A 22,495-nucleotide genomic window follows, 5' to 3' on the forward strand; every position below is an offset into this window, starting at 1 on the left:
TTACATGAAACAAATAACTTTCATTGTTTTATTCTTAATAACCCTTACTTCTTATTCTCAAATCTTATCGCTTAAAGAACGTTCTAAGATAGAAGATGAAATTCTAAAGGATAGATTTGATAATCTATTGCCACGGTTAATGGATAGAACTAACATTGATATGTGGATTTTAATTTCGCGAGAATATAACGAAGATCCTGTATTAAGAACCATGTTACCTTCAACTTGGTTAAATGCACGCAGACGAACAATTCTTGTTTTTTATAGAAATAAAGAAGCAAATACTATCGAAAAATTAGCGGTTGCAAGATATAATGTTGGTGAAAATATAAAATCTGCTTGGAACAAAGAACAACAACCTGATCAATGGAAAGCTTTGTTCAATATAATTAAAGAACGTAATCCTAAAAAAATAGGATTAAACATGTCTGAGTTTTTCGGCATAGCGGATGGATTAGTAAAAACTGATTATGATTGGTTCACAAATAACCTTCCAAAAGAATATAACGACAAAATTATATCAGCAGAAAAATTGGCAATCGCTTGGATAGAAACACGAACGGAAAAGGAAATGAAATTGTTCGAAGAACTAACTAAGCTAACACATGATATTATCGCAGAAGCATTTTCTAATAAAGTAATAACTCCTAGTAAAACATCTACAGAAGATGTTGTTTGGTTTTTACGTCAAAAACTAAATGATCTAGGTCTAAAAACATGGTTTCATCCTACTATAGATATTCAACGCAATAATGAAAAGTTAGGTAGTCATATTACATCATTTTCTAAGAGACCAGATAAAAACGTCATTCAAAAAGGTGATTTACTCCATTGCGACTTTGGCATTACCTATTTAAGATTAAATACAGATTGTCAGCAACACGCGTATGTATTAAACGATAATGAAACTGAAATTCCTTCTTTTTTAGAAAAAGCATTTAAAAAAGGCAATAGATTGCAAGATATTTTAACTTCCAATTTTATAGAAAGTAAAACTGGTAACGACATATTATTAAAATCTTTGAATGAAGCTAAAGCTGAAGGCTTACGCCCTTCGATCTATACGCATCCTCTTGGTCTATATGGACATTCATCTGGTTCCACTATCGGTATGTGGGATTCTCAACAAGGTGTTCCTGTAAACGGAGATTATCCTTTGTATAAAAATACTGCTTATGCTATTGAATTAAATACTACTGTGTACATTAAAGAATGGAATCGAGATATTCGTATTATGCTAGAAGAACCAGGATTTTTTGGAGTAAACGGCTTTCGATATATCAATAAAAGGCAAGAACGAATTATTTCAATCAATACAAAATAAATGGCTCTACATATTAGTATAATTGTAGTTTCTATTTTACTTTCTGCTTTCTTTTCAGGTATGGAAATCGCTTTCGTATCAGCTAATAAAATGCATATTGAAATTGAAAAAAGAGCTGATAGTTTTTTTGCTAAAGTACTAGCAATTTTAACAAAAAACCCTTCAAGATTTATTACTACCATGTTAGTAGGTAATAACATTGCGTTAGTTGTTTATGGCTATTTTATGGGTGAATTTTTAATGCCATACGTTGCGCCATACTTACCAAATAGTTTTTTAATCTTACTAGTGCAAACTATTATTTCTACTTTGGTAATTTTAGTGGCAGCTGAATTTATCCCTAAAGCAATTTATAGAATTTATGCAAATGAAGCTTTAAGAATATTTGCTTTCCCTGCATATTTTTTCTTCTTATTATTTTATATTATTTCGGAATTTATAATAGCTATTTCTGATTTTGTTTTGCGTGTTTTTTTCAATACAAAAAAGGATGAAACACAATTGGCGTTTAGTAAAGTAGAGTTGGGTGATTATATCACAGAACAATTAGAAACAACTGATGATGAAACCATTGATTCTGAAATACAAATATTTCAAAATGCGCTCGATTTTCACAATGTAAAAGCTCGTGAGGCGATGATTCCAAGAACTGAAATTGTTGCAATTGAAGTTCATGAATCTGTAGAAAATCTTAAAAAACTATTTATAGAAACTGGGCTTTCTAAAATAATGGTCTACAAAGAGTCTTTAGATGATATAATCGGTTATGCTCATGTATTTGAATTGTTTAAAAAGCCTAAAAATATTCGCTCTATGTTGGTTCCCATTAATATAGTTCCAGAAACAATGATGATCAATGATATCTTAAACGGGCTAACTAAAAAGCGAAAAAGTGTCGCTATCGTTTTAGATGAATATGGCGGTACTTCAGGTTTAATAACTATTGAAGATATTGTTGAAGAATTATTTGGTGAAATAGAAGATGAACATGATACTGTTGAGCTTCTGGAACAAAAAATAAATGATAGAGAGTTTGAGTTTTCTGCTCGTTTAGAGGTTGATTATATAAACGAAACATATAGCTTGAAACTTCCTGAAGATGATGCTTATGAAACCCTTGGCGGATTAATTGTACATCACACTGAAAATATTCCTTTGCAAGACGAAATTGTTGAAATTAACAGTTATCAATTTACTATTAAAGAAGTTTCATCCTCTAAAATTGAAAACATCTACTTAAAAGTTTTATTTAAAGAGGAATAGCTCTTGTATTACTTAGTTAATTTCATTGTATTTATCCTTTTTTTATTTAAAGGTAAATTGTATTTTCGCACACTAAATTTAAAATAACAGTAGAATGGCAATTTTAGGAAAGATTAGAGAACGCTCTTTATTTTTAATTATCATTATTGCAATGGCGCTATTTGCCTTTGTTTTAACTGGCTTGTTTGATGCTAACAGCCCTTTATTTAATAAAACCACTAATAATATAGGTGAAATTAATGGTGAAACCATATCTCGTGAAGATTTTGCTCAATTAGTAGATCAACAACGTGCTCGTTCTGGCAACAGAACTTCTCAATTACAAAATGTAAAAACTGCTTGGGATAACCTAGTTCGTGAAAAGGTATATAAAACTCAACTAGAAAAATCTGGTATTGTTGTTGGCGAAAAAGATGTTTGGGATGAAATATTAAAACAGCCTTTTATTCAAAATAGCCCCTTGTTTAAAAACGAAGCAGGACTTTTTGATGAAGAAAAACTAAAAGAATACATCGCTACATTAAAAGATAATGCTGGCGAAGATGAGCAAAGTAACGCTCAATGGTTAGGTTGGTTAGAATATGAGCGTAATATTAAATCTAACTTAGAATTAAGCACCTATTCCAATCTAATTAAAGTTGGTTTAGGAGCTACTTTAAAAGAAGGTGAAAGAGATTATATTGATAAAAACACGAAGTTAGATATAGAATATGTACATATTCCATTTTCTTCAATTGCTGATAGTTTAGTTACTGTAACTGATGATGAAATTAAAGATTATGTGAAGTCTCATAAAGAAGATTATAAATCTGAAGCTTCTAGAAATATTAGTTTCGTAAAATTTGATATTAAAGCAACTCCAGAGGATGAAGCTGTAATTGAAGCTGAATTAAAAAAGTTAATTAATGATCGGGAAGAATATAGTTCAGCAGCAAAAACTAATGTGAAAATTACTGGGTTTATTAATACTGTTGATGATGCTCAATTTTTTAGAGACAATAACTCAGACACTCCATTAGATGAAGCATTCTACACTAAAGTGAGAATTTCGCCTTCTATAAAAGATACTATCTTCTCTTTTAACAAAGGAGAAGTTTATGGCCCTTATAAAGATGGCGAATATTTCAAGTTAACTAAGGTTTCTGATATTAAACAGCTACCTGATTCTGTTAAATCAAGACATATTTTAATTCCTTTTTTAGGTTCGAGAAGTGCTGACGCAACTATCACTCAAACAGAAGATCAAGCTAAAGCAACAGCTGATAGTTTATTGACCGTTTTAAAAAGTGATAAATCTAAATTTGAAACATTTGTAAATGATTTCTCTTCCGATAAAGCTAGTATTAGTAAAGGTGGCAAGTACGATTGGTATCCATATACTCAAATGGTTCCAGAATTTAGAGATTTTACTTTTGAAGGAAAAGTTGGGGATTTAGGAGTTGTAAAAACAGCATTTGGATTTCATATTATCGAAATTGAAGGGCAGAAAAATCTTCAACCTGCTCTAAAATTATCCACCTTTTCAAGAAAGATAGAAGCTTCTGAAGAAACTGAAAATACAATTTTTGAAAAAGCTGAAACTTTTGCTTCAGAATTAACAAGTGGAAAAGATATTATTGAATTAGCTAAAGAAAATTCATATACTGTTCAGCCAGTAAATGGACTTAAAGAATTAGATGAGCAAGTTTCTACCTTAGGCGATCAAAGACAAATTATTAAGTGGCTTTTCGAAAAACCTACTAGTGAAAATGATAGTAAAAGGTTTGATACTGATAATGGTTACGCTGTTGTAAAACTGATTAAAAAAAATAAAAAAGGATTAGCAATTGGTAATTCTAAAGCTTCAATAAGAAATATTCTTTTAAATGAAAAGAAAGCTCAAATAATTAAAGACAAAATTAAAACAGCCGGGGCTGACTTACTAAATATAGCCAATGCTTTTAATTCTAAGGTAAATACAAGTAGAACTATTTCGGTATCGAGCCCAGTTTTACCTAATGTTGGCAGAGTTCCAGAGCTTATAAATGTACTAGCCTCTCTTGATGTCGATAAAACTTATCTTGGTGTAGAATCTAAGAATGCTATATATGCTGTAAAGATTCTTAAAAAAGAAGATCCTGTTAGTATAGATAATTTTAAAAGTTTTGCTAGTTCTATAGAAGGAAAATTACAAGGTAGAGGAAACAAAGCATATGATGTGTTAAAAAATTCTTCTGAGATAGAAGATAATAGAGCAGTTTTTTATTAATAGAAAATTTCATTCATATTAAAAAAAAAGAAGCGTATCATTATATAAAGTAAGATTTTATATATTTGCACTTATAATAACAGAATTTGTAATAAATTTAAAACAGAAACTATAAATTAAAAATTAATTAAAATGAAACATTTGAAAAAAGTAATTTTCGTTTTGGCTCTTTTTGCTGGTTTAAGCATGAATGCACAAGATGAGAACAATCCTTGGTCTATTGACTTTGGTATTAATGCTGTCGATACATATCCGACAAATCAAACAAGTTTTGGGCAAGGTAAATGGTTTGACGAGTTCTTCAATTTAACTGACCATTATAACATTATTCCTTCAATTTCTAGAGTAAGAGTTGGTAGATATTTAGGTGATGGGTTTTCTGCTGGAGTAGCTTTATCGCTTAATAGAATAAAAGATTTAGGTGATACTAGAGTTGGTGATTGGTCATATTATGGTGGTGATTTAGATATTAGATATAATCTTCAAAATGTTTTTGGAAAATCTAAATGGTTTGATCCATATTTAGCCGTAGGTGGTGGTTATACTTTTATGAATGATTTAGGTGTTGGTACTTTTAATGGAGGTGCAGGTTTTAATATTATGTTTACTGATCATTTAGGTTTAAACATTCAATCAACTTATAAACATTCTTTTGACGAAGCTAGAGTTCTACCTCACTTCCAACATGCATTAGGTGTTATTGTTAAGTTTGGTGGAAAAGATACTGACAAAGATGGTATTTATGATAAAGATGATGAATGTCCAGAAGTATTTGGTTTAGAAGCATTCAATGGTTGTCCTGATACAGATGGTGACGGTATTAAAGATGGTGACGATGCGTGTCCAAATGAAGCTGGTTTAGCTGCATTAAATGGCTGTCCTGATGCTGATGGTGATGGTGTTGCTGATAAAGATGATCAATGTCCAAATGAAGCTGGTACTGCTGCAAATAATGGTTGTCCTGATGCTGATGGTGATGGCGTATATGACAAGGATGACGAGTGTAAAGATGTTGCTGGTCCTAAAGAAAATAAAGGTTGCCCATGGCCAGATACAGACGGTGATGGCGTATTAGATAAAGATGATAATTGTGTTAATGAAGTAGGTCCTGCTTCTAATCAAGGTTGTCCATTAATCATCATTACTGAAGAGGCTAAAGCTAAATTAGATGAGTTTGCTAAAGCTATTTATTTCAATACTGGTAAATCTTCTTTCAGACCAGGTGTTTCTGAAAAATTAGATTTAATTGCTGATATCATGAAAGAATACAAAGATTCTAAGTTCAGCATTGAAGGTCATACAGATAGCGTTGGTTCTAAAGAATTAAATCAGAAGCTTTCTGAAGAAAGAGCTAAATCTGTATTAGATTATTTAGTATCTAAAGGTGTTAATTCTTTAAGATTATCTTCTAAAGGATTTGGTGAAGACAACCCAATTGCTTCTAATAGAACAAGAAGAGGTAGAGCTCAAAACAGAAGAACTGAAATTAATCTTAACGACTAATTAAAGTTTTAAAAATAATTGAAAGCCGCACAATGTGCGGCTTTTTTATTTTCCGCAACATTTGTACATTCGTTTTATGCCTAATTTTTTATCAAATGTTATAGATGACGTTCTTAAAAAGCCATTTTCTATTTCTAATATTACTTTTATTCTTCCAAATAAACGAGCTGGAACTTTTTTAAAGCAGGAAATAAAAAGTAAGGTAAATGAGCCTATTCTTTTTCCTGAAATAGTAAGCATAGAAGATTTCATTTATGAATTATCTTCTGTAGCCCAAATAGATCAAACGACTCTTCTTTTTAAGTTTTATTCAATTTATTTAAATAATACCAATAAAGAAATAATCGAAACTTTTGATTCTTTCTCAAAATGGGCTTTGGTGGCTTTACAAGATTTTAACGAAATAGACAGGCATAAAATTGATACTCACTATATTTTTAGTTATTTAAAAAGTATTGATAGATTAGAAAAATGGGGCACACAAAAAGGTGCTGAAACCAAATTAATAGAAAATTATCTCACTTTTTTTGATCGCCTAGAAATCTATTATTACAAACTCTATGATGAGCTTATTTCTAAAAAACAAGGCTATCAAGGAATTCAATATCGAGAAGCTGTCGAGAACCTTCAAAATTATATTGAGAACAACTCACATAAAAAGCTTGTTTTTGTAGGATTCAACGCTCTAAATAAATCTGAAGAGCTAATCATTCAAGAATTATTAGAAAATGAATTAGCAACCATTTATTGGGATGTCGACTCATATTATTATAAAGATCATCCGGCATCTATTTTTTTGAGAAAATATAAGAATGATTGGAAATACTTTAAAGACAATTCTTTTAATTGGATAGAGAGTAATCTAGAAAAATCAAAAAATATTAAGATAATTGGAGCTCCAAAAAATAATTCTCAAATAAAATATGTAGCAGAAATCCTCTCTAAATTAAATAGCAAAGAAAATAATTATCAAAATACAGCTTTAGTATTAGCTGATGAATCTTTACTTCCTCTAACTCTAAGTTCTTTACCTAATAGTGTTGAGCGTGTAAATATAACTATGGGTTATGATCTAAAAAACATGTCTATTACATCATTAATAGAGGTAATCTTTAAATTACATATTAATACTAAAAACCAGGGTAAATCATATTATTATAAAAACATTATTTTGGTACTGAGTCACCCTTTAATAAACAAAATATTAAATAGTACTTCGCTAGTTGATGAAATATTAAAGAACAATTATATCTACATAAATAAGGACATTTTTAGAGTTATTTCGGAAAAAATATCAATCGCAACTGATTCAATTCACTTTTTAATTGATAACTGGTATAATGATGCAAATATCGCGCTCAAAAACTGTATTCACTTAATAGAAATTTTAAAGGAAAAAACTAGCGATACAATTGAACGTGAATTCTTATTTAAGAATCTTACAGTATTAAATCAAATACTGCAACTAAATATTGATTCAGGGTATGTAAAAAATATTAAAACTCTTTCACAGCTATTTAAACAAATAATTAAAAACGAAAAACTATCCTTTCAAGGCGAACCTTTATCCGGACTCCAATTAATGGGCATGTTAGAAACACGTGTTCTGGATTTTGAAAATGTAATACTAACTTCTGTTAACGAAGGAATATTACCTGCGGCTAAATCAGATAATTCTTTTATTCCATTCGATGTAAAAAAAGAAGTTGGTTTACCTACATATCAAGAACGAGATGCAATCTTTTCGTATCACTTTTATCGTTTAATTCAAAGAGCGAAAAATATTTATTTACTCTACAACACAGAAAATGATCAATATGGTTCAGGTGAGCAAAGCCGATTTATTACTGAGTTAGAAATTAATAAACCCTCAGCTATAGAGAAATATGTTGTTAGTCCTAAAGTAAATTCTGACAAATCAGAACTTAAACAAATTAATAAAACGGCATCCATTATTAATCGATTAGAAGAACTGGCAAAAAAAGGATTTTCACCAACATCTTTGACTAATTATATAAACAACCCTATTAAATTTTATGAGCATAAGATACTAGGAGTTAAAGAAATCGAAGAAGCAGAAGAAACTATAGCTGTCAATACTTTAGGAACAATTATACATAAAACTTTAGAGTCATTTTATCTCCCTTTTAAAGGAACAATACTTCAATCTGAAGATATCCTCGTAATGAAAAAGAAAGTTGCCTCCGAGGTTAAAAAATGGTTTACTAAAGAATATAGGAATGGTGATATTTCTTCAGGAAAAAACTTATTGATCTACAACGTTGCACAACAGTTTATTACTAATTTTTTGAATTATGAATTAAAATTATTGAAAGAGGGAAAGCAACTTAAAATTTTAGAACTTGAATATGATCTAGAAACAGAAATATTAGTTGAAGATTTAAATTTCCCTATAAAATTAATTGGCCAAGCAGATAGAATAGACGAACTAGATGGCGTGTTAAGAATTATAGATTATAAAACAGGGAAGGTTGAACAAAAAGATTTAACAGTAAAAGACTGGTCTGTAATTACCTCGGATTATAAGTTCAGCAAAAGTTTTCAGGTGCTACTATATGCTTTTATCTATAACAGAATGAACACCAGAAATAATTCGAAAATAATTGAAAGTGGTGTTGTTTCATTTAAGAATCTGAAATCAGGGTTTTTAAAATTTAATAAAGCCCCTATTTCTCAAGAAGACATGGATCATTTTATAGTAGAATTAAAAGAGCTCATAGAAGAAATTTTCAACCAAGCTGTTCCTTTTACTGAAAATGAGAATAAATATTTTTAAAATATGAAAATCATTAAAAATCATATAATCGACGGGCAACATCAAAAACCTATTTTAATTGACTTTTTATATAGTAACAATCATCAATTAAAACCCATTGTCATTTTTGCTCATGGTTATAAGGGTTTTAAAGATTGGGGTTGTTGGAATTTAGTTGCAGAACAATTTGCTAACAATAATTTTTTCTTTGTGAAGTTCAATTTTTCACATAACGGAGGTACTGTAGACCAACCTATAGATTTTCCAGATCTAGAAGCTTTTGCAGAAAATAATTACACCAAAGAGCTTGACGATCTACAATCTGTTATAGATTTTATTTTGTCTAATGATGATTTTAAAGATCAAATTGATCCGAACAGCATCACGTTAATTGGTCATTCAAGAGGTGGTGGAATTGTAACGATAAAAGCTTCTGAAGATAGTAGAGTTACAAAATTAATTACTTGGGCAAGTATTTGTGATTTTGGAAAACGAACTGCAACGGTTGGTAATCTTGAACAATGGAAAAAAGATGGAGTTAAATATGTGTTGAATGGTAGAACAAAACAAATGATGCCTCATAACTATCAATTTTATAAAGATTTTAAAGCGAATGAAGATAGATTGAAAATTAAATCTGCAACAGAAAAATTGAAAATACCACATTTAATTATTCATGGTAAAAACGACCCTTCTGTTCTTTTTAATGAAGCTGAATCTTTACATAAATGGAACGCTAAAAGTGTCTTACTATCTATTGAAAATGCAAATCATGTATTTGGCGCAAAACATCCTTGGGAAGAAAAAAGCATGCCTTCTCAATTAATAGAAGTTGTTGATAGATCAATTGAGTTTCACAGTTAAAACAATAAAAAAACCGCATCAAGTGCGGTTTGAAATTTAAGTGTGGAGAAGATGGGAGTCGAACCCACGACCTCTTGACTGCCAGTCAAGCGCTCTAGCCAGCTGAGCTACATCCCCAAATTATTTATGCAATTCCCTTTAGAACTAAAAGCGGAATTCTACTTTCAAAATAAGATTTTTTAACAGTATCTTTTTCCCAAAGTTTAGCAAAAAATCCACGCTTACGTCGCATCACACATAGCATATCAGGTTCTGTTATATGTAAGTGTTCTAAAACTCCCTGAAAAATAGTGGCATTTTCTGTCGTTTTAAAAGTTGTAGCTAGATTTTTCAAATCTTCACTAACTTCTTTATCATCATCAGTTGCTTTAGGTGTAATAATTTGAATTAGGTCTACGGTAGCGTTAAACTTGTTTAAAATCTTTATAAAAGGATCTAATACAGTTCCCGGTTTTATTTTACCAGATTTAATAGCCATTAAAATTTTTGAAACTGGTTTAAATCTATATTGAGCAGGAACAATTAATACCGGCACGTCAATATCTTTTACCAGGCTCCCCGGTATCTTACCTAAATATAGGGTTTCATCTGTCGAAACACTTTTAGCTGATGATACAATTAGATCAATTTCTAAATGTTTTGCTAATGCTTCAATACTATCAAATACGTTTCCTCTAATCGAGGCCGCAGCTATCTCTACATTTTTTGTGTCTACTTGGTCTAATATATTTTGAAGTTCTTGTTTACTATCTTCTTCTAAAACAGCATCGATATTTTTTAAAGATCCTGCAACACGAGTGCTTTCATATATTTGAGTAACATACACTTTTGCGCCAATTGCGTTAGCAAAGTCTATTGCATATTGTAAAGTGTTTACTGCGTTACCACTTGAACCTATTGGAACTAATAAATTTTTCATTAGCTTAAAATTTTTGCAAAGATAATTCAATTAAAATTAAAAACCCTTACTAACGAAAGTAAGGGTTATATAGTATCTATAATAATGAAACTCTTTTTAGTATCTATAATATTCAGGTTTATATGGTCCTTCAACCGTAACACCAATATATTCAGCTTGATCTTCACGTAAAGTCTCTAACTCTACACCTATTTTTTCTAAGTGTAAACGCGCTACTTTCTCATCAAGATGCTTAGGCAACATATATACTTTGTTTTCGTATTTATCAGAATTATTCCAAAGTTCAATTTGTGCTAAAGTCTGATTTGTGAATGAATTACTCATTACAAAACTAGGGTGTCCCGTAGCACAACCTAAATTTACTAAGCGTCCTTCTGCCAGCACAATAATATCTTTCCCGTTAAGGGTATATTTATCAACTTGAGGCTTAATTTCTACTTTAGTATTACCATGATTATCATTTAACCATGCCATATCAATCTCATTATCAAAGTGACCAATATTACAAACGATGGTCTTGTCTTTCATTGCTTCAAAATGACGAGATTGAACAATATCTTTATTACCAGTTGTAGTAATAACAATATCTGATTTAGCCACAACAGTATCTAATTTCTTCACCTCGTAACCATCCATAGCTGCTTGCAGAGCACAAATTGGGTCAATTTCTGTAACGGTAACAATCGCACCAGCACCTCTAAATGAAGCTGCAGTACCTTTTCCAACATCGCCATAACCACACACTGTTACACGTTTACCCGCTATCATTAGATCTGTAGCGCGTTTAATTGCATCTACGGCAGATTCTCTACAACCATATTTGTTATCAAATTTCGACTTAGTAACAGAGTCATTCACATTAATTGCAGGCATTGGCAATGTGCCTTCTTTTACTCTATCGTACAATCTGTGAACACCTGTTGTAGTTTCTTCTGATAATCCTTTAATACCGTCAACAAGTTCAGGATACTTATCTAATACCATATTTGTTAGATCTCCTCCATCGTCTAAGATCATATTCAATGGTTTTTTATCTTCACCAAAGAATAGTGTTTGCTCAATACACCAATCGAATTCTTCTTCACTCATGCCTTTCCAAGCATATACTGGAAATCCAGCAGCTGCAATAGCAGCGGCAGCTTGATCTTGTGTAGAGAATATATTACAAGAACTCCAAGTAACTTCAGCTCCAAGAGCTTGTAATGTTTCAATTAGTACAGCTGTTTGAATTGTCATATGCAAACATCCTGCAATTCGAGCTCCTTTTAAAGGCTGCTCGTTTTTATATTCTTCGCGTAAAGACATTAAGCCTGGCATTTCAGCTTCAGCTAATTCAATCTCTTTTCTTCCCCAATCAGCCAAAGAAATATCTTTCACTTTATAAGGAACATACGTAGCGGTTTTTGTACTCATATTCGTATCTTTGTTTATCTCTAAATTAGCTTGCAAAGTTACGGAATAACTTTTTAATATGCCTATTTACAAGACAATTGACGTAAACAATACAACTAAAGTCTACATCTGGAAGATCGAAGAATCTTATGTCGAACTTTCGAAAGGAATTGAATTAACAGCTACTTGTCAAAAAAGAGTTGACGGTATGAAATCTGAATTACATCGTCGAGGATTTATGAGTGTCCGTCATTTATTAGCTAAAGCAGGATATGTAGATGCTGATCTATTTTATGATAATTTAGGAAAGCCTCATTTAAAAGACGGTAATTATATTTCAATTACACATTCGTTTCATTTTTCAGCAATTATTGTGAGTGAAGACACTTCAGTGGGAATTGATATTGAGAAGCAACGCGATAAAATCGTTCGAATAGCAAATAAATTTACTCCTTTAAGAGAATATAAAATAATAGCCAATCATGATGCCTTGGTTAGTAAATTAACTATTGTTTGGGGAGCTAAAGAATCGTTATTTAAAATACATCCTGCTGAAGGATTGAGCTTTTTAAATAATATATATATAGAAGATTTCTCTTTTGACGATGCACAAACAACAGGAAAAGTGAAATTTAACGGTAAAGCCACAAATTATTCTATCACATTTTTAGAGTTTGAAGGATTTACCTGCGTTTACGCTCTACAATAATTATGGATAGAATTTATAAAGGCATTATAGATGCGACTCTATCCAATAAAAAACTATTGGCAATTCTAATTGATCCCGACAAGGTAGTTTTAGAAAAACTGCCTGATCTTTTTGATAAAATACACAATTCTGTAGCCACACATATTTTTATAGGTGGCAGTACAGATAAAAATCAAAAATCAAAATCTGTTGTTCAAAAAGTTAAACAATTAACTCAGTTACCTGTTTTACTGTTTCCAGGAGATTATTCTCAAATCACGCAAAAAGCAGACGGTATTCTTTTTTTATCATTGATGTCTGGTAGAAATCCTGAATACTTAATTGAGCAACAAATTAAATCTGTGCCCTCTTTAATGGGGTCTGATCTAGAAATAATCCCAACTGGGTATTTATTGATAGATGGAGGTATTGAAACTGCGGTGCAGAGAGTTAGCAACACAATACCTATTTCACAAAATAATGTGCAAGAAATAGTTCATACAGCCGTAGCAGGTCAATATTCTGGTAAACAACTCATCTACCTCGAAGCCGGTTCAGGAGCAACGGTGCCCGTTGAGGCAAGTATTATAAAAGCAGTGAAGGGAGAACTGACTATCCCGTTAATTATAGGTGGTGGCATAAGAAACAAAGAACAGTTAGGAAACGCTTATTTAGCTGGTGCAGATATGGTAGTAATAGGTACGGCTTTTGAGGAAAATCAAAATTTCTTTAACGAATTGAGTAAATGAATGAATTAATAGATTTTTTTATTGAGCCTTATAAGAATGCCGAAGTAATTAATATTGTTCTAGAATTTATAGCAGCTTTTTTTGGGGTTGTTAGTGTTTTTTATGCTAAAAAAGAAAATATTTTAGTCTACCCTACTGGCATTATTAGTACAGGTTTATATGTGTATTTATTATCTCAATGGAACCTCTATGGTGATTTAATCATTAACATTTACTACACTGCTATGAGTATTTATGGCTGGTATATGTGGAGTAAAATTATTGATGACGATAAACACCACATTCCAATTACAAGAACGGATAAAAACGACAAATTAAAAACTACTGGTATTTTTATTTTTACTTCGCTATTTGTAATTGCTGTTTATCGATATTACAATGTGATGCCTAATAATTTAGGGCTTTCAGAGAGTATTAATTATGCTATTACAAATATGTTTTCGGGTAGTCTAGAAAATTTTAGAAAGATCACTCCTTTTCTAGACACGTTTACCACGGGAATTTTCTTTGCGGCTATGTGGTTAATGGCCAATAAAAAAATAGAGCATTGGATATTCTGGATTGCAGGAAACATTGTTTCTATTCCGCTTTATTTTGTAAAAGGTTACGGTTTTACCGGAATTCAATACACAATTTTCTTAATTTTAGCTATTCAAGGATACATCTTATGGAAGAAAAGCTTAAACAGCAACCTGCAAACATCATAAAAGTTGTATTGTTTGGTCCCGAATCTACAGGAAAAACGACGCTTTCTATCCAACTTTCACGCCATTACAATACTGTTTGGGCGCCAGAATATGCTCGTGAATATTTACAAGATAAGTGGAATAATGAACGTAAGACTTGCGAAAATTCAGACCTTTTACCGATTGCCATCGGGCAAATGAAATTAGAAAATGAGCTTGCTAAAAAAGCTGATAAAATCTTAATCTGTGATACTGACCTCTTAGAAACTAAAGTCTATTCAGAAGAATATTATGGCGGGTTTGTAGATCCAAAATTAGATGAAGCTGCCAAGCAAAATCAATACGATTTATACCTTCTAACTTATATAGATACTCCTTGGGAAGCTGATGATCTACGTGATAGACCTGAACAACGTTTAGAAATGTTTAATGCTTTTGAGAATGCTTTAAAAAAATACAATCGCCCATATATTTTATTAAAAGGAGATAAAGAAACACGATTAAAAATAGCTACTAAAGCTATTGATAAATTACTTGAGAAAAGTGAAGGTTTAGATAATTTCTCTGAAACATTGATTGATCTCGATCTACATTTTTTACATCAAAGCACCGATCAGCAAAATTTTAACATGGGTGATGGATTTTGAAGGTATTAGAAAAGAACTTCAATTTAAGGCCGTTAGAAGTTCTGGTGCAGGCGGGCAACATGTAAATAAGGTATCCTCTAAAATTGAATTAACGTTTGATGTTGCAAATACTTCCCATTTACCTGAAGAGGAAAAAGAATTACTTTATAAAAACCTTTCAACTAAGCTTACCAAAGATAAGCTGCTGATTCTTTTTTGTGACGAAAGTCGCAGTCAGCATAAAAATAAAGAGCTAGCTATTGAACGCTTTTACGAACTTCTTAAGAAAGGATTAAAAAAACCTAAACGGAGAAAAGCGACTAAACCAACCAAAGCATCTGTAAAAAACCGATTAGATAAAAAGAAGAAGCAATCAGAAAAGAAAAGTGGTCGAAAAAAACCTAACCTTAACTAATTCTGTTTCAGCTTCAATTGTATTATATTTATACCTCAGAACTAACTCCTTATGAAAACTACTATTTCTACCCTATTTATTTGCCTTTCTGTTTTTTCATTTTCCCAGAAAAAAGTTTTAAATCATTCTGATAAAGAAATTTGGAATGCTATAAAAGATCAAGCCATATCACCTAACGGCGACTATATTATGTATTCTCTCGAAAAAGGTGAACGAGATAATTTTCTAAACATAAAAAATAAGGATGCTTCAACTTTATTTGAATATGCAAGAGGTCTGAAAGGACAATTTTCATATGATTCTAAATTTGCTTTTTTTACTATCAAGCCTTGGAAGGATAGTATAGCAGAATTGAAACGAAAAAAGGTGAAAAAAGATAAATTACCGAAAGATTCTATAGGTGTTTTTAATTTGATCGATAAATCATTGACTAAAATAGCCAATGTGAAATCCTACAAAATCCCAGAAAAGTGGTCTGGTTATATTGCTTATACTTTTGAAGAAATGAAATCAAAAAAGAAAGAAAAAAAGGATTCAACTCAAGCAAAAGACAAAAAGAAAAAGAAGTCTAAAAAAGTAGGTAAAGAAAACGGATATCATTTAGTGCTCAAAAACCTCACAACAAAAAAGCAAGATACATTTAAGTATGTCACTCATTTTACATTTGCCAAAGAAGGAAAACGATTTGCTTATTCAACTACTGGTGAAAAGGACAAAATCAATGCTGGTGTTTATGTGTTAAACCTAGAAAATGAAGAGGTAAAACCAATATATCAAACTGAAAAAGCAAAATTCTATCAACTAAATTTTAGCGATTCGGGGAAGAATCTCGCATTTGTAGTTGATAATGATACTACAAAAGTTCAGGTGCGTCCAAACGAATTATATCATTGGAAAGAAAATAACACTTCAGCCAAAAAATTACTTGATAGCAATTCTTCACCGAAAGGATATTTAGTGTCTTCCGATGGGGAAACTCATTTTTCAAAGGATGAATCTAAATTGTATTTTGGGTTGGCTGCTCCTCCAATAGTAAAAGACACTACACTTATAGACGATGAAATTGTAAATGTAGAAGTATGGACTTATAATGAGCCTAGACTATATACAGTTCAAGAATTAGATGTAAAAAATGATAAAAAGAAATCTTACAAAACGGCAATTCATCTTAATAGCAATAATAAACTAGTGCAACTAGGCACAAAAGAGCATCCAAATACGAAGCTCGCAAATGAAGGCAATGGGTCTTTTGCATTAGTTGATAATCCTGAACCGCATCAACTCGAAAGTCAATGGGATGGTTTATGGGCAAGAGAATATGCTATTGTAGTTATAGAAAATGGTAATCGAAAGAAAATACTTGCTAAAGTCGCTGGTAATGTAAACTTAAGCCCGAAAGGTATGTATGCCTTTGGCTACAATCGCATTGATAGCACTTGGTTTGCCTATAACATCAAAAATTCTAAATACCAACCTTTAACTAAGGGCAAAGTTTTTTATAACGAATTACACGACAGTCCAACACCACCCTATCCTTATGGTAGTGCTGGTTGGACTAAAGATGATAAACACCTAATTCTTTATGATCGTTATGACCTATTTAAGTATAATCCTACTACTGGTGAAAACTCAAGATTAACAAAAGGTAGAGAAACCAAAACAGTTTACAGGTATTTTAAACTTGATGATGAAGAGCGATTTCTAGATGCTAATAAAAAATGGTTGCTATCTACTTTTAATGAAAACACTAAAGATGGTGGGTTTTATGAATTCAACCCAAAAAATAATAAAGGAAAACAGCTTGTTGTAAGTCCACATAGATATTCAAGAACCAAAAAGGCTAAATTGAATGATGGATTTATTTTTACCAGAGAATCATTTCAAGAATTTCCAGATATTCGATATGCTGACCTTAACTTTAAAAATCAAGTTAAGATTAGTAATGCTAATCCTCAACAAAAGGATTACAATTGGGGCACTATTGAGCAGATAAAATGGACATCCCTTGACGGAAAAGAATTAACAGGAATGTTGGTTAAACCAGAAAATTTTGACCCCGATAAGAAGTATCCCATGATCGTTAATTTTTATGAGAAAAGTTCTAATGGTTTACACAGACATCGTGCTCCAACCTTTGGGCGTTCAACAATTAATTATCCATATTATGCTAGTAACGGATATGTAATCTTTAATCCAGATGTTTATTATCGTGAAGGTTATCCTGGTGAAAGTGCTTATAATTGTGTGATTCCAGGAGTTACTTCTTTAATTGAAAAAGGATTCATTGATAAGGATAATATCGGAGTACAAGGTCATAGCTGGGGTGGTTATCAAATTGCTTATTTAGTTACCAAAACAGATATTTTTAAAGCCGCTGAAGCTGGTGCACCAGTACCCAATATGATTAGTGCATATGGTGGAATTCGATGGTGGACTGGTCTAAGTAGACAGTTTCAATATGAACATACGCAAAGTAGAATTGGTGGTACACCATGGGAATATCCTGCTCGTTATATAGAGAATTCACCTATTTTTAATCTTGATAAAGTAAATACTCCCTTACTAATTATGCACAATGATGCTGATGGTCATGTACCATGGTATCAAGGCATAGAGCTCTTTGTAAGTTTAAGACGTTTAGGTAAACCTTCGTGGTTTTTAAATTATAATGATGAACCACATTGGCCATTAAAATTTCAGAATAGAAAAGATTTTAATATAAGACTCTCACAATTTTTTGATTACTATTTAAAAGGAGCAGCAAAACCTGTATGGATGAAACGAGGTGTGCCGGCAATAGAAAAAGGGATTAATCAAGGGTTAGAATTATTAAACGGTAAAGGGTAATTATTGATTCATCTTTTCTAAAAATTCGCCCATTTTCTGATGGACAATGTTCATAGCTTTTAAAGGACGTACCATAACTTTTAACGATTTTAACTGCCCTTGATCATTGAATGTAATTATATCTACACCCTCAACGGTAACTCCATCAATTTCTGTTTTAAATTCTAAGACTGAATAATTGTCTTCTGAGATTTCGTTAACATATTCAAAAGTTTTATTTGCTATAATTTGCTCAGCAGCTAGTAAGTACATTTTTACAAAAAACTTGCCTTCAATAGGCGTAAAAACCACTGGTGAATAAAGTACTGCATCATTTGCTAGAAACTTGTCCAATAACGATACATCTCTATTTTCTATAAACTGATGCCATGTTTTTAATCCTTTTGTTTGACTCATATTTTTCTATTTTGGAAGCCCTAAAATATAATATCCTAGCTTTTTACCATTCTTTTTTGTTGCTGTTTCCATTGTCCAAGAATAAGAATCATCTCGTATGCCTTCCAACAATTCATTCACATCATTAAAGGTATACATTCTTGGTAAAGACGCTTGTCCGTCCCAGGCATAAAAAATGGGGATAATCGGTATCAAATAGGTGAAAATAATTTGTTTTAAAGACAATGGCTTGCAAAATGGTGTCATAAACAACACCATTACAAAGAGAATTACCAGTGAAATCGGCAATAACAACCACCATAATAGCAGTGGCATCTTGTTTTCAGCTATCTCATAGATTAGTAAAGGTTGTCTATTTTCTTGAGCTGATTTTAATATTTGCTTAGCCTTATCGGGAGGCATATGATGAAAACTATTCACCATAGTTTTTAATCCTGCTTGTGCTTGGCTCAAATTAGTGGCATCAAGTGATTCTTCTTGATATGTAATATGATTGAGCTGTTGATTGTTAATATAATCTATAAACTCTTTGTTAGGATACAAGTCTGTCAATACTAAAGAGAAAGGGCTGTCATTATTTTTATTCAAATGCTGAATTACCTGTGGCATAATACCTCCAGAGCCTGAACCCATATCTACTACCCTATCAAAAGAATACTTTTCTTTGATTTTAAGTAGTAAAACTGCCAATACTTCTTTAGTACCCATTATTTTATGGAGTACAGCAATCAAGTTGGTCATGCTAGAACGTATCCAACTTGGAAACCAAGAAAAATCTTCAAATTCAAATAGTTGGATTCGTTTCATCAGTAACTCTTATTAAAGTGGTATATTCCCATGCTTACGTTTTGGATGATCTACTTTTTTACCTTCGAGCATTGCAAAAGCTTTGATCAATTTTCTACGTGTTTCTTTTGGTAAAATAACCTCATCGATAAATCCGCGTTGTGCAGCTCGATATGGATTTGCAAATTTTTTGGCATATTCAGCTTCTTTTTCAGCTAATTTAGCTTCATGATCTTCCGCTTCAGCGATTTCTTTTTTAAAGATAATTTCACTGGCTCCCTTCGCTCCCATTACAGCAATTTCAGCTGATGGCCATGCAAAATTCATGTCAGACCCTATATGTTTTGAATTCATTACATCGTAAGCACCACCATAAGCTTTACGCGTAATTACACTCACTCTAGGTACCGTAGCTTCACTTAAAGCATATAATAATTTAGCTCCATTGGTGATGATAGCGTTCCATTCTTGATCTGTTCCTGGTAAAAATCCTGGTACGTCTACTAATACCAATAATGGAATATTAAAACAGTCGCAAAAACGGGTAAATCGCGCTGCTTTTTTAGAACTATTCACATCTAAGCATCCTGCTAAACTCATTGGTTGATTGGCAACTATACCAACACTTCTTCCCGCCAGTCTCGCAAAACCAACTACAATATTTTCGGCGTAGTCCTTATGAATTTCGAAGAAAGAATCAGTATCACTAATGCCACTTATTACCGCACGCATATCGTAAGGCTTATTGGCATTCTCTGGAACAACAGCAGACAACTCCTCACGATACTCATCACCCAATTTATAAGGTATTTGTTTAGTGGTTTCCTGATTGTTTTGAGGCATAAAACTTAATAATGTTTTAACATCCTCAAGACATTGTACATCGTTTTCTGATGTTAAATGCGTTACACCAGATTTAGTAGCGTGCGTAGAAGCACCACCTAATTCTTCTGAAGTAACTTCTTCATTCGTAACTGTTTTAACCACGTTCGGCCCAGTAACAAACATATAACTAGAATTCTCTACCATAACGGTAAAGTCGGTCATCGCTGGAGAATACACAGCGCCACCGGCACAAGGCCCCATAATAGCTGAAATCTGCGGAATCACTCCTGATGCTTGTACATTTCTATAAAAAATATCGGCATAGCCTCCTAAAGAGCGAACACCTTCTTGAATACGTGCTCCGCCTGAATCATTTAAACCAATTAATGGAGCACCCACTTTTACGGCCAAGTCCATAATCTTACATATCTTTTCGGCGTGTGTTTCTGATAATGAACCTCCAAAAACAGTAAAGTCTTGAGCAAAAATATAGATCAGTCGCCCGCCTATAGTTCCATAACCCGTGACTACACCATCACCATAGAACTGTTGTTTATCCATACCGAAATCGGTAGTTCGATGCGTTACTAAAATACCAACCTCCTCGAAAGAACCTTCATCTAATAAATAGTCGATACGTTCACGAGCCGTTAATTTTCCTTTTTGATGTTGACGCTCGATTCGCTTTTCTCCTCCACCTAATTTCGCCTTAGCAATTTTATCTTGTAGTTTATCTATTTTAGATTTCACGAGTTGGTACTTTTAAGGTTTGTTGTTCTTCCAGATACATTTTCAAAGCTATTTTAGCGGCTATTTCAGCTTCTGTTTTATAGGTCTCTTCTAATAATTCTTTTGAATAGTATTTCTTTACAAAATGTGTGTCAAAATTTCCTGAAATAAAGGCTTCATGTTCACATACGAACTTTCCAAAAGGTAATGTTGTTTGAATTCCTTTTACTTTATAATTTGCAATAGCATCTTTCATTAATTCAATCGCTTCAGTACGTGTTTTACCATAGGTTATGAGCTTAGAGATCATTGGGTCGTAATAAATAGGTATCTCCATACCTTCTTCAAAACCATCATCAACACGAATATTTTCACCTTTCGGTGGATTATATACTTCTAGAGTTCCAATACTTGGCAGAAAATCATTCAATGGATCTTCTGCGTACACACGTAGTTCTAAAGCGTGACCATTAATTGTTAAATCTTGTTGTGAAAAGGATAATTGCTCACCACGAGCAATCTTTATTTGCTGTTCAACTAAATCAACACCAGTTATCAATTCTGTTACAGGATGCTCTACCTGCAAGCGAGTATTCATTTCGAGAAAATAGAAATTCTTGTTCTCATCTAATAAGAATTCAACAGTACCAGCTCCTAAATAATCACAAGCTTTAGCAACTTTTACGGCAGCTTCACCCATCTTTTGGCGAATTTCTGGTGTTAACACACTCGATGGTGCTTCCTCTACCACTTTTTGATGACGGCGTTGTACGCTACATTCACGTTCAAATAAATGCACAACATTACCATAATTATCAGCCAATACTTGAATTTCAATATGGCGAGGTGAGCCCACATACTTTTCTATAAATACAGAGCCATCACCAAAAGCGGATTCTGCCTCAGAAATGGCACGTTGCATTTGTTCGGTGATGTCTTCTTCTTTTTCTACAATACGCATTCCTTTTCCACCACCACCAGCAGAAGCTTTTATTAAGATAGGGTAGCCTATTTCTTTGGCAACCTTTTCTGCATACCCAACATTTGTAACCGCTTCATCAATTCCTGGCACCATTGGGATATCATAATCTTTAACGGCATCTTTAGCTGCTAATTTGCTTCCCATTACCTTAATGGCTTTTGATTTTGGTCCTATAAAGGTAATATCAGCTTTTTCAACCGCTTCAGCAAAATTTGCATTCTCACTTAAGAATCCATAGCCCGGATGTATACCATCAACATCTAACGACTTGGCCACTTTAATAATCTTATCACCTAATAAGTAGGATTGATTTGACGGAGCTGGACCAATACAAACGGCTTCATTTGCAAAACGCACATGTGGGGCATTTCTATCTGCTTCAGAAAAAACAGCAACTGTTTTAATACCCATTTTTTTTGCAGAACGCATTACACGCAATGCAATCTCTCCTCTATTTGCTACTAAAATCTTCTTCAT

At 32.4% G+C, this 22,495-nt stretch carries 18 protein-coding genes and 1 tRNA gene; 12 read left to right on the forward strand and 7 right to left on the reverse strand.

Annotated features, from left to right (window positions below; all coding sequences use genetic code 11):
- Positions 1–4: 4 nt before the first annotated feature.
- The 6 genes from AC3IF2_RS11230 (at position 5) to AC3IF2_RS11255 (ending at position 9,978) form a co-directional block, all read left to right on the forward strand.
- On the forward strand, positions 5–1,324 hold the full coding sequence (locus tag AC3IF2_RS11230; protein ID WP_489167330.1) for a M24 family metallopeptidase: 1,320 nt from the start codon (positions 5–7) through the stop codon (positions 1,322–1,324).
- Entirely contained in the window at positions 1,325–2,587 is a 1,263-nt protein-coding gene (locus tag AC3IF2_RS11235) for a hemolysin family protein (RefSeq protein ID WP_489167331.1), read from the forward strand.
- Positions 2,588–2,681: 94 nt separating this feature from the next.
- The gene (locus tag AC3IF2_RS11240) at positions 2,682–4,835 is read left to right on the forward strand and encodes a peptidylprolyl isomerase (protein ID WP_489167333.1); all 2,154 of its coding nucleotides are present in this window, start codon (positions 2,682–2,684) and stop codon (positions 4,833–4,835) included.
- 132 nt (positions 4,836–4,967) lie between these two features.
- Positions 4,968–6,338 carry an OmpA family protein gene (locus tag AC3IF2_RS11245; RefSeq protein WP_489167335.1) on the forward strand — a complete coding sequence of 457 codons (1,371 nt, stop codon included), beginning with the start codon at positions 4,968–4,970 and terminating at the stop codon, positions 6,336–6,338.
- 76 nt (positions 6,339–6,414) lie between these two features.
- Positions 6,415–9,135 carry a PD-(D/E)XK nuclease family protein gene (locus AC3IF2_RS11250; RefSeq protein ID WP_489167337.1) on the forward strand — a complete coding sequence of 907 codons (2,721 nt, stop codon included), beginning with the start codon at positions 6,415–6,417 and terminating at the stop codon, positions 9,133–9,135.
- A 3-nt stretch (positions 9,136–9,138) separates the two neighbouring features.
- Positions 9,139–9,978 carry an alpha/beta hydrolase family protein gene (locus AC3IF2_RS11255; RefSeq protein WP_489167339.1) on the forward strand — a complete coding sequence of 280 codons (840 nt, stop codon included), beginning with the start codon at positions 9,139–9,141 and terminating at the stop codon, positions 9,976–9,978.
- A gap of 43 nt (positions 9,979–10,021) precedes the next feature.
- On the opposite strand, the gene AC3IF2_RS11260 is transcribed toward AC3IF2_RS11255, so the two are convergent.
- The 3 genes from AC3IF2_RS11260 to ahcY form a co-directional block, all read right to left on the reverse strand.
- Positions 10,022–10,095 (reverse strand) — tRNA-Ala (locus AC3IF2_RS11260).
- A gap of 7 nt (positions 10,096–10,102) precedes the next feature.
- On the reverse strand, positions 10,103–10,897 hold the full coding sequence (locus AC3IF2_RS11265; RefSeq protein WP_489167341.1) for a universal stress protein: 795 nt from the start codon (positions 10,895–10,897) through the stop codon (positions 10,103–10,105).
- 96 nt (positions 10,898–10,993) lie between these two features.
- Complete coding sequence (gene ahcY, locus AC3IF2_RS11270) at positions 10,994–12,310, reverse strand: adenosylhomocysteinase (protein WP_489167343.1); 1,317 nt, start codon at positions 12,308–12,310, stop codon at positions 10,994–10,996.
- A 58-nt stretch (positions 12,311–12,368) separates the two neighbouring features.
- Here ahcY and AC3IF2_RS11275 point away from each other — a divergent pair, with 58 nt between their 5' ends.
- From AC3IF2_RS11275 to AC3IF2_RS11300, 6 genes are read left to right on the forward strand one after another with little or no spacing between them, the layout of a single operon-like run.
- A complete protein-coding gene (locus AC3IF2_RS11275) occupies positions 12,369–12,998 on the forward strand; it encodes a 4'-phosphopantetheinyl transferase family protein (RefSeq protein WP_489167344.1) in 630 nt (209 codons plus the stop codon).
- A gap of 2 nt (positions 12,999–13,000) precedes the next feature.
- A complete protein-coding gene (locus AC3IF2_RS11280; protein ID WP_489167345.1) occupies positions 13,001–13,726 on the forward strand; it encodes a phosphoglycerol geranylgeranyltransferase in 726 nt (241 codons plus the stop codon).
- Complete coding sequence (gene pnuC / locus AC3IF2_RS11285) at positions 13,723–14,433, forward strand: nicotinamide riboside transporter PnuC (RefSeq protein WP_489167347.1); 711 nt, start codon at positions 13,723–13,725, stop codon at positions 14,431–14,433. The genes AC3IF2_RS11280 and pnuC overlap by 4 nt, the downstream gene beginning before the upstream one ends.
- Positions 14,394–15,059 (forward strand): AAA family ATPase, encoded by a 666-nt coding sequence (locus AC3IF2_RS11290; RefSeq protein WP_489167349.1) that lies wholly within the window; start codon positions 14,394–14,396, stop codon positions 15,057–15,059. The genes pnuC and AC3IF2_RS11290 overlap by 40 nt, the downstream gene beginning before the upstream one ends.
- A complete protein-coding gene (gene arfB, locus AC3IF2_RS11295; RefSeq protein WP_489167351.1) occupies positions 15,049–15,453 on the forward strand; it encodes an alternative ribosome rescue aminoacyl-tRNA hydrolase ArfB in 405 nt (134 codons plus the stop codon). The genes AC3IF2_RS11290 and arfB overlap by 11 nt, the downstream gene beginning before the upstream one ends.
- A gap of 51 nt (positions 15,454–15,504) precedes the next feature.
- On the forward strand, positions 15,505–18,300 hold the full coding sequence (locus AC3IF2_RS11300) for an alpha/beta hydrolase family protein (RefSeq protein WP_489167352.1): 2,796 nt from the start codon (positions 15,505–15,507) through the stop codon (positions 18,298–18,300).
- Here AC3IF2_RS11300 and AC3IF2_RS11305 read toward each other — a convergent pair whose 3' ends face one another.
- The 4 genes from AC3IF2_RS11305 to accC are packed head-to-tail and all read right to left on the reverse strand — an operon-like array spanning position 18,301 to position 22,495.
- Complete coding sequence (locus AC3IF2_RS11305) at positions 18,301–18,696, reverse strand: nuclear transport factor 2 family protein (protein WP_489167354.1); 396 nt, start codon at positions 18,694–18,696, stop codon at positions 18,301–18,303.
- 6 nt (positions 18,697–18,702) lie between these two features.
- Complete coding sequence (locus tag AC3IF2_RS11310; RefSeq protein WP_489167356.1) at positions 18,703–19,503, reverse strand: hypothetical protein; 801 nt, start codon at positions 19,501–19,503, stop codon at positions 18,703–18,705.
- A 12-nt stretch (positions 19,504–19,515) separates the two neighbouring features.
- On the reverse strand, positions 19,516–21,057 hold the full coding sequence (locus AC3IF2_RS11315; protein ID WP_489167357.1) for an acyl-CoA carboxylase subunit beta: 1,542 nt from the start codon (positions 21,055–21,057) through the stop codon (positions 19,516–19,518).
- Positions 21,047–22,495 (reverse strand): acetyl-CoA carboxylase biotin carboxylase subunit, encoded by a 1,449-nt coding sequence (gene accC / locus AC3IF2_RS11320; RefSeq protein ID WP_489167359.1) that lies wholly within the window; start codon positions 22,493–22,495, stop codon positions 21,047–21,049. Before accC ends, AC3IF2_RS11315 begins: the two co-directional genes overlap by 11 nt.

This window comes from Maritimimonas rapanae (assembly GCF_057837205.1).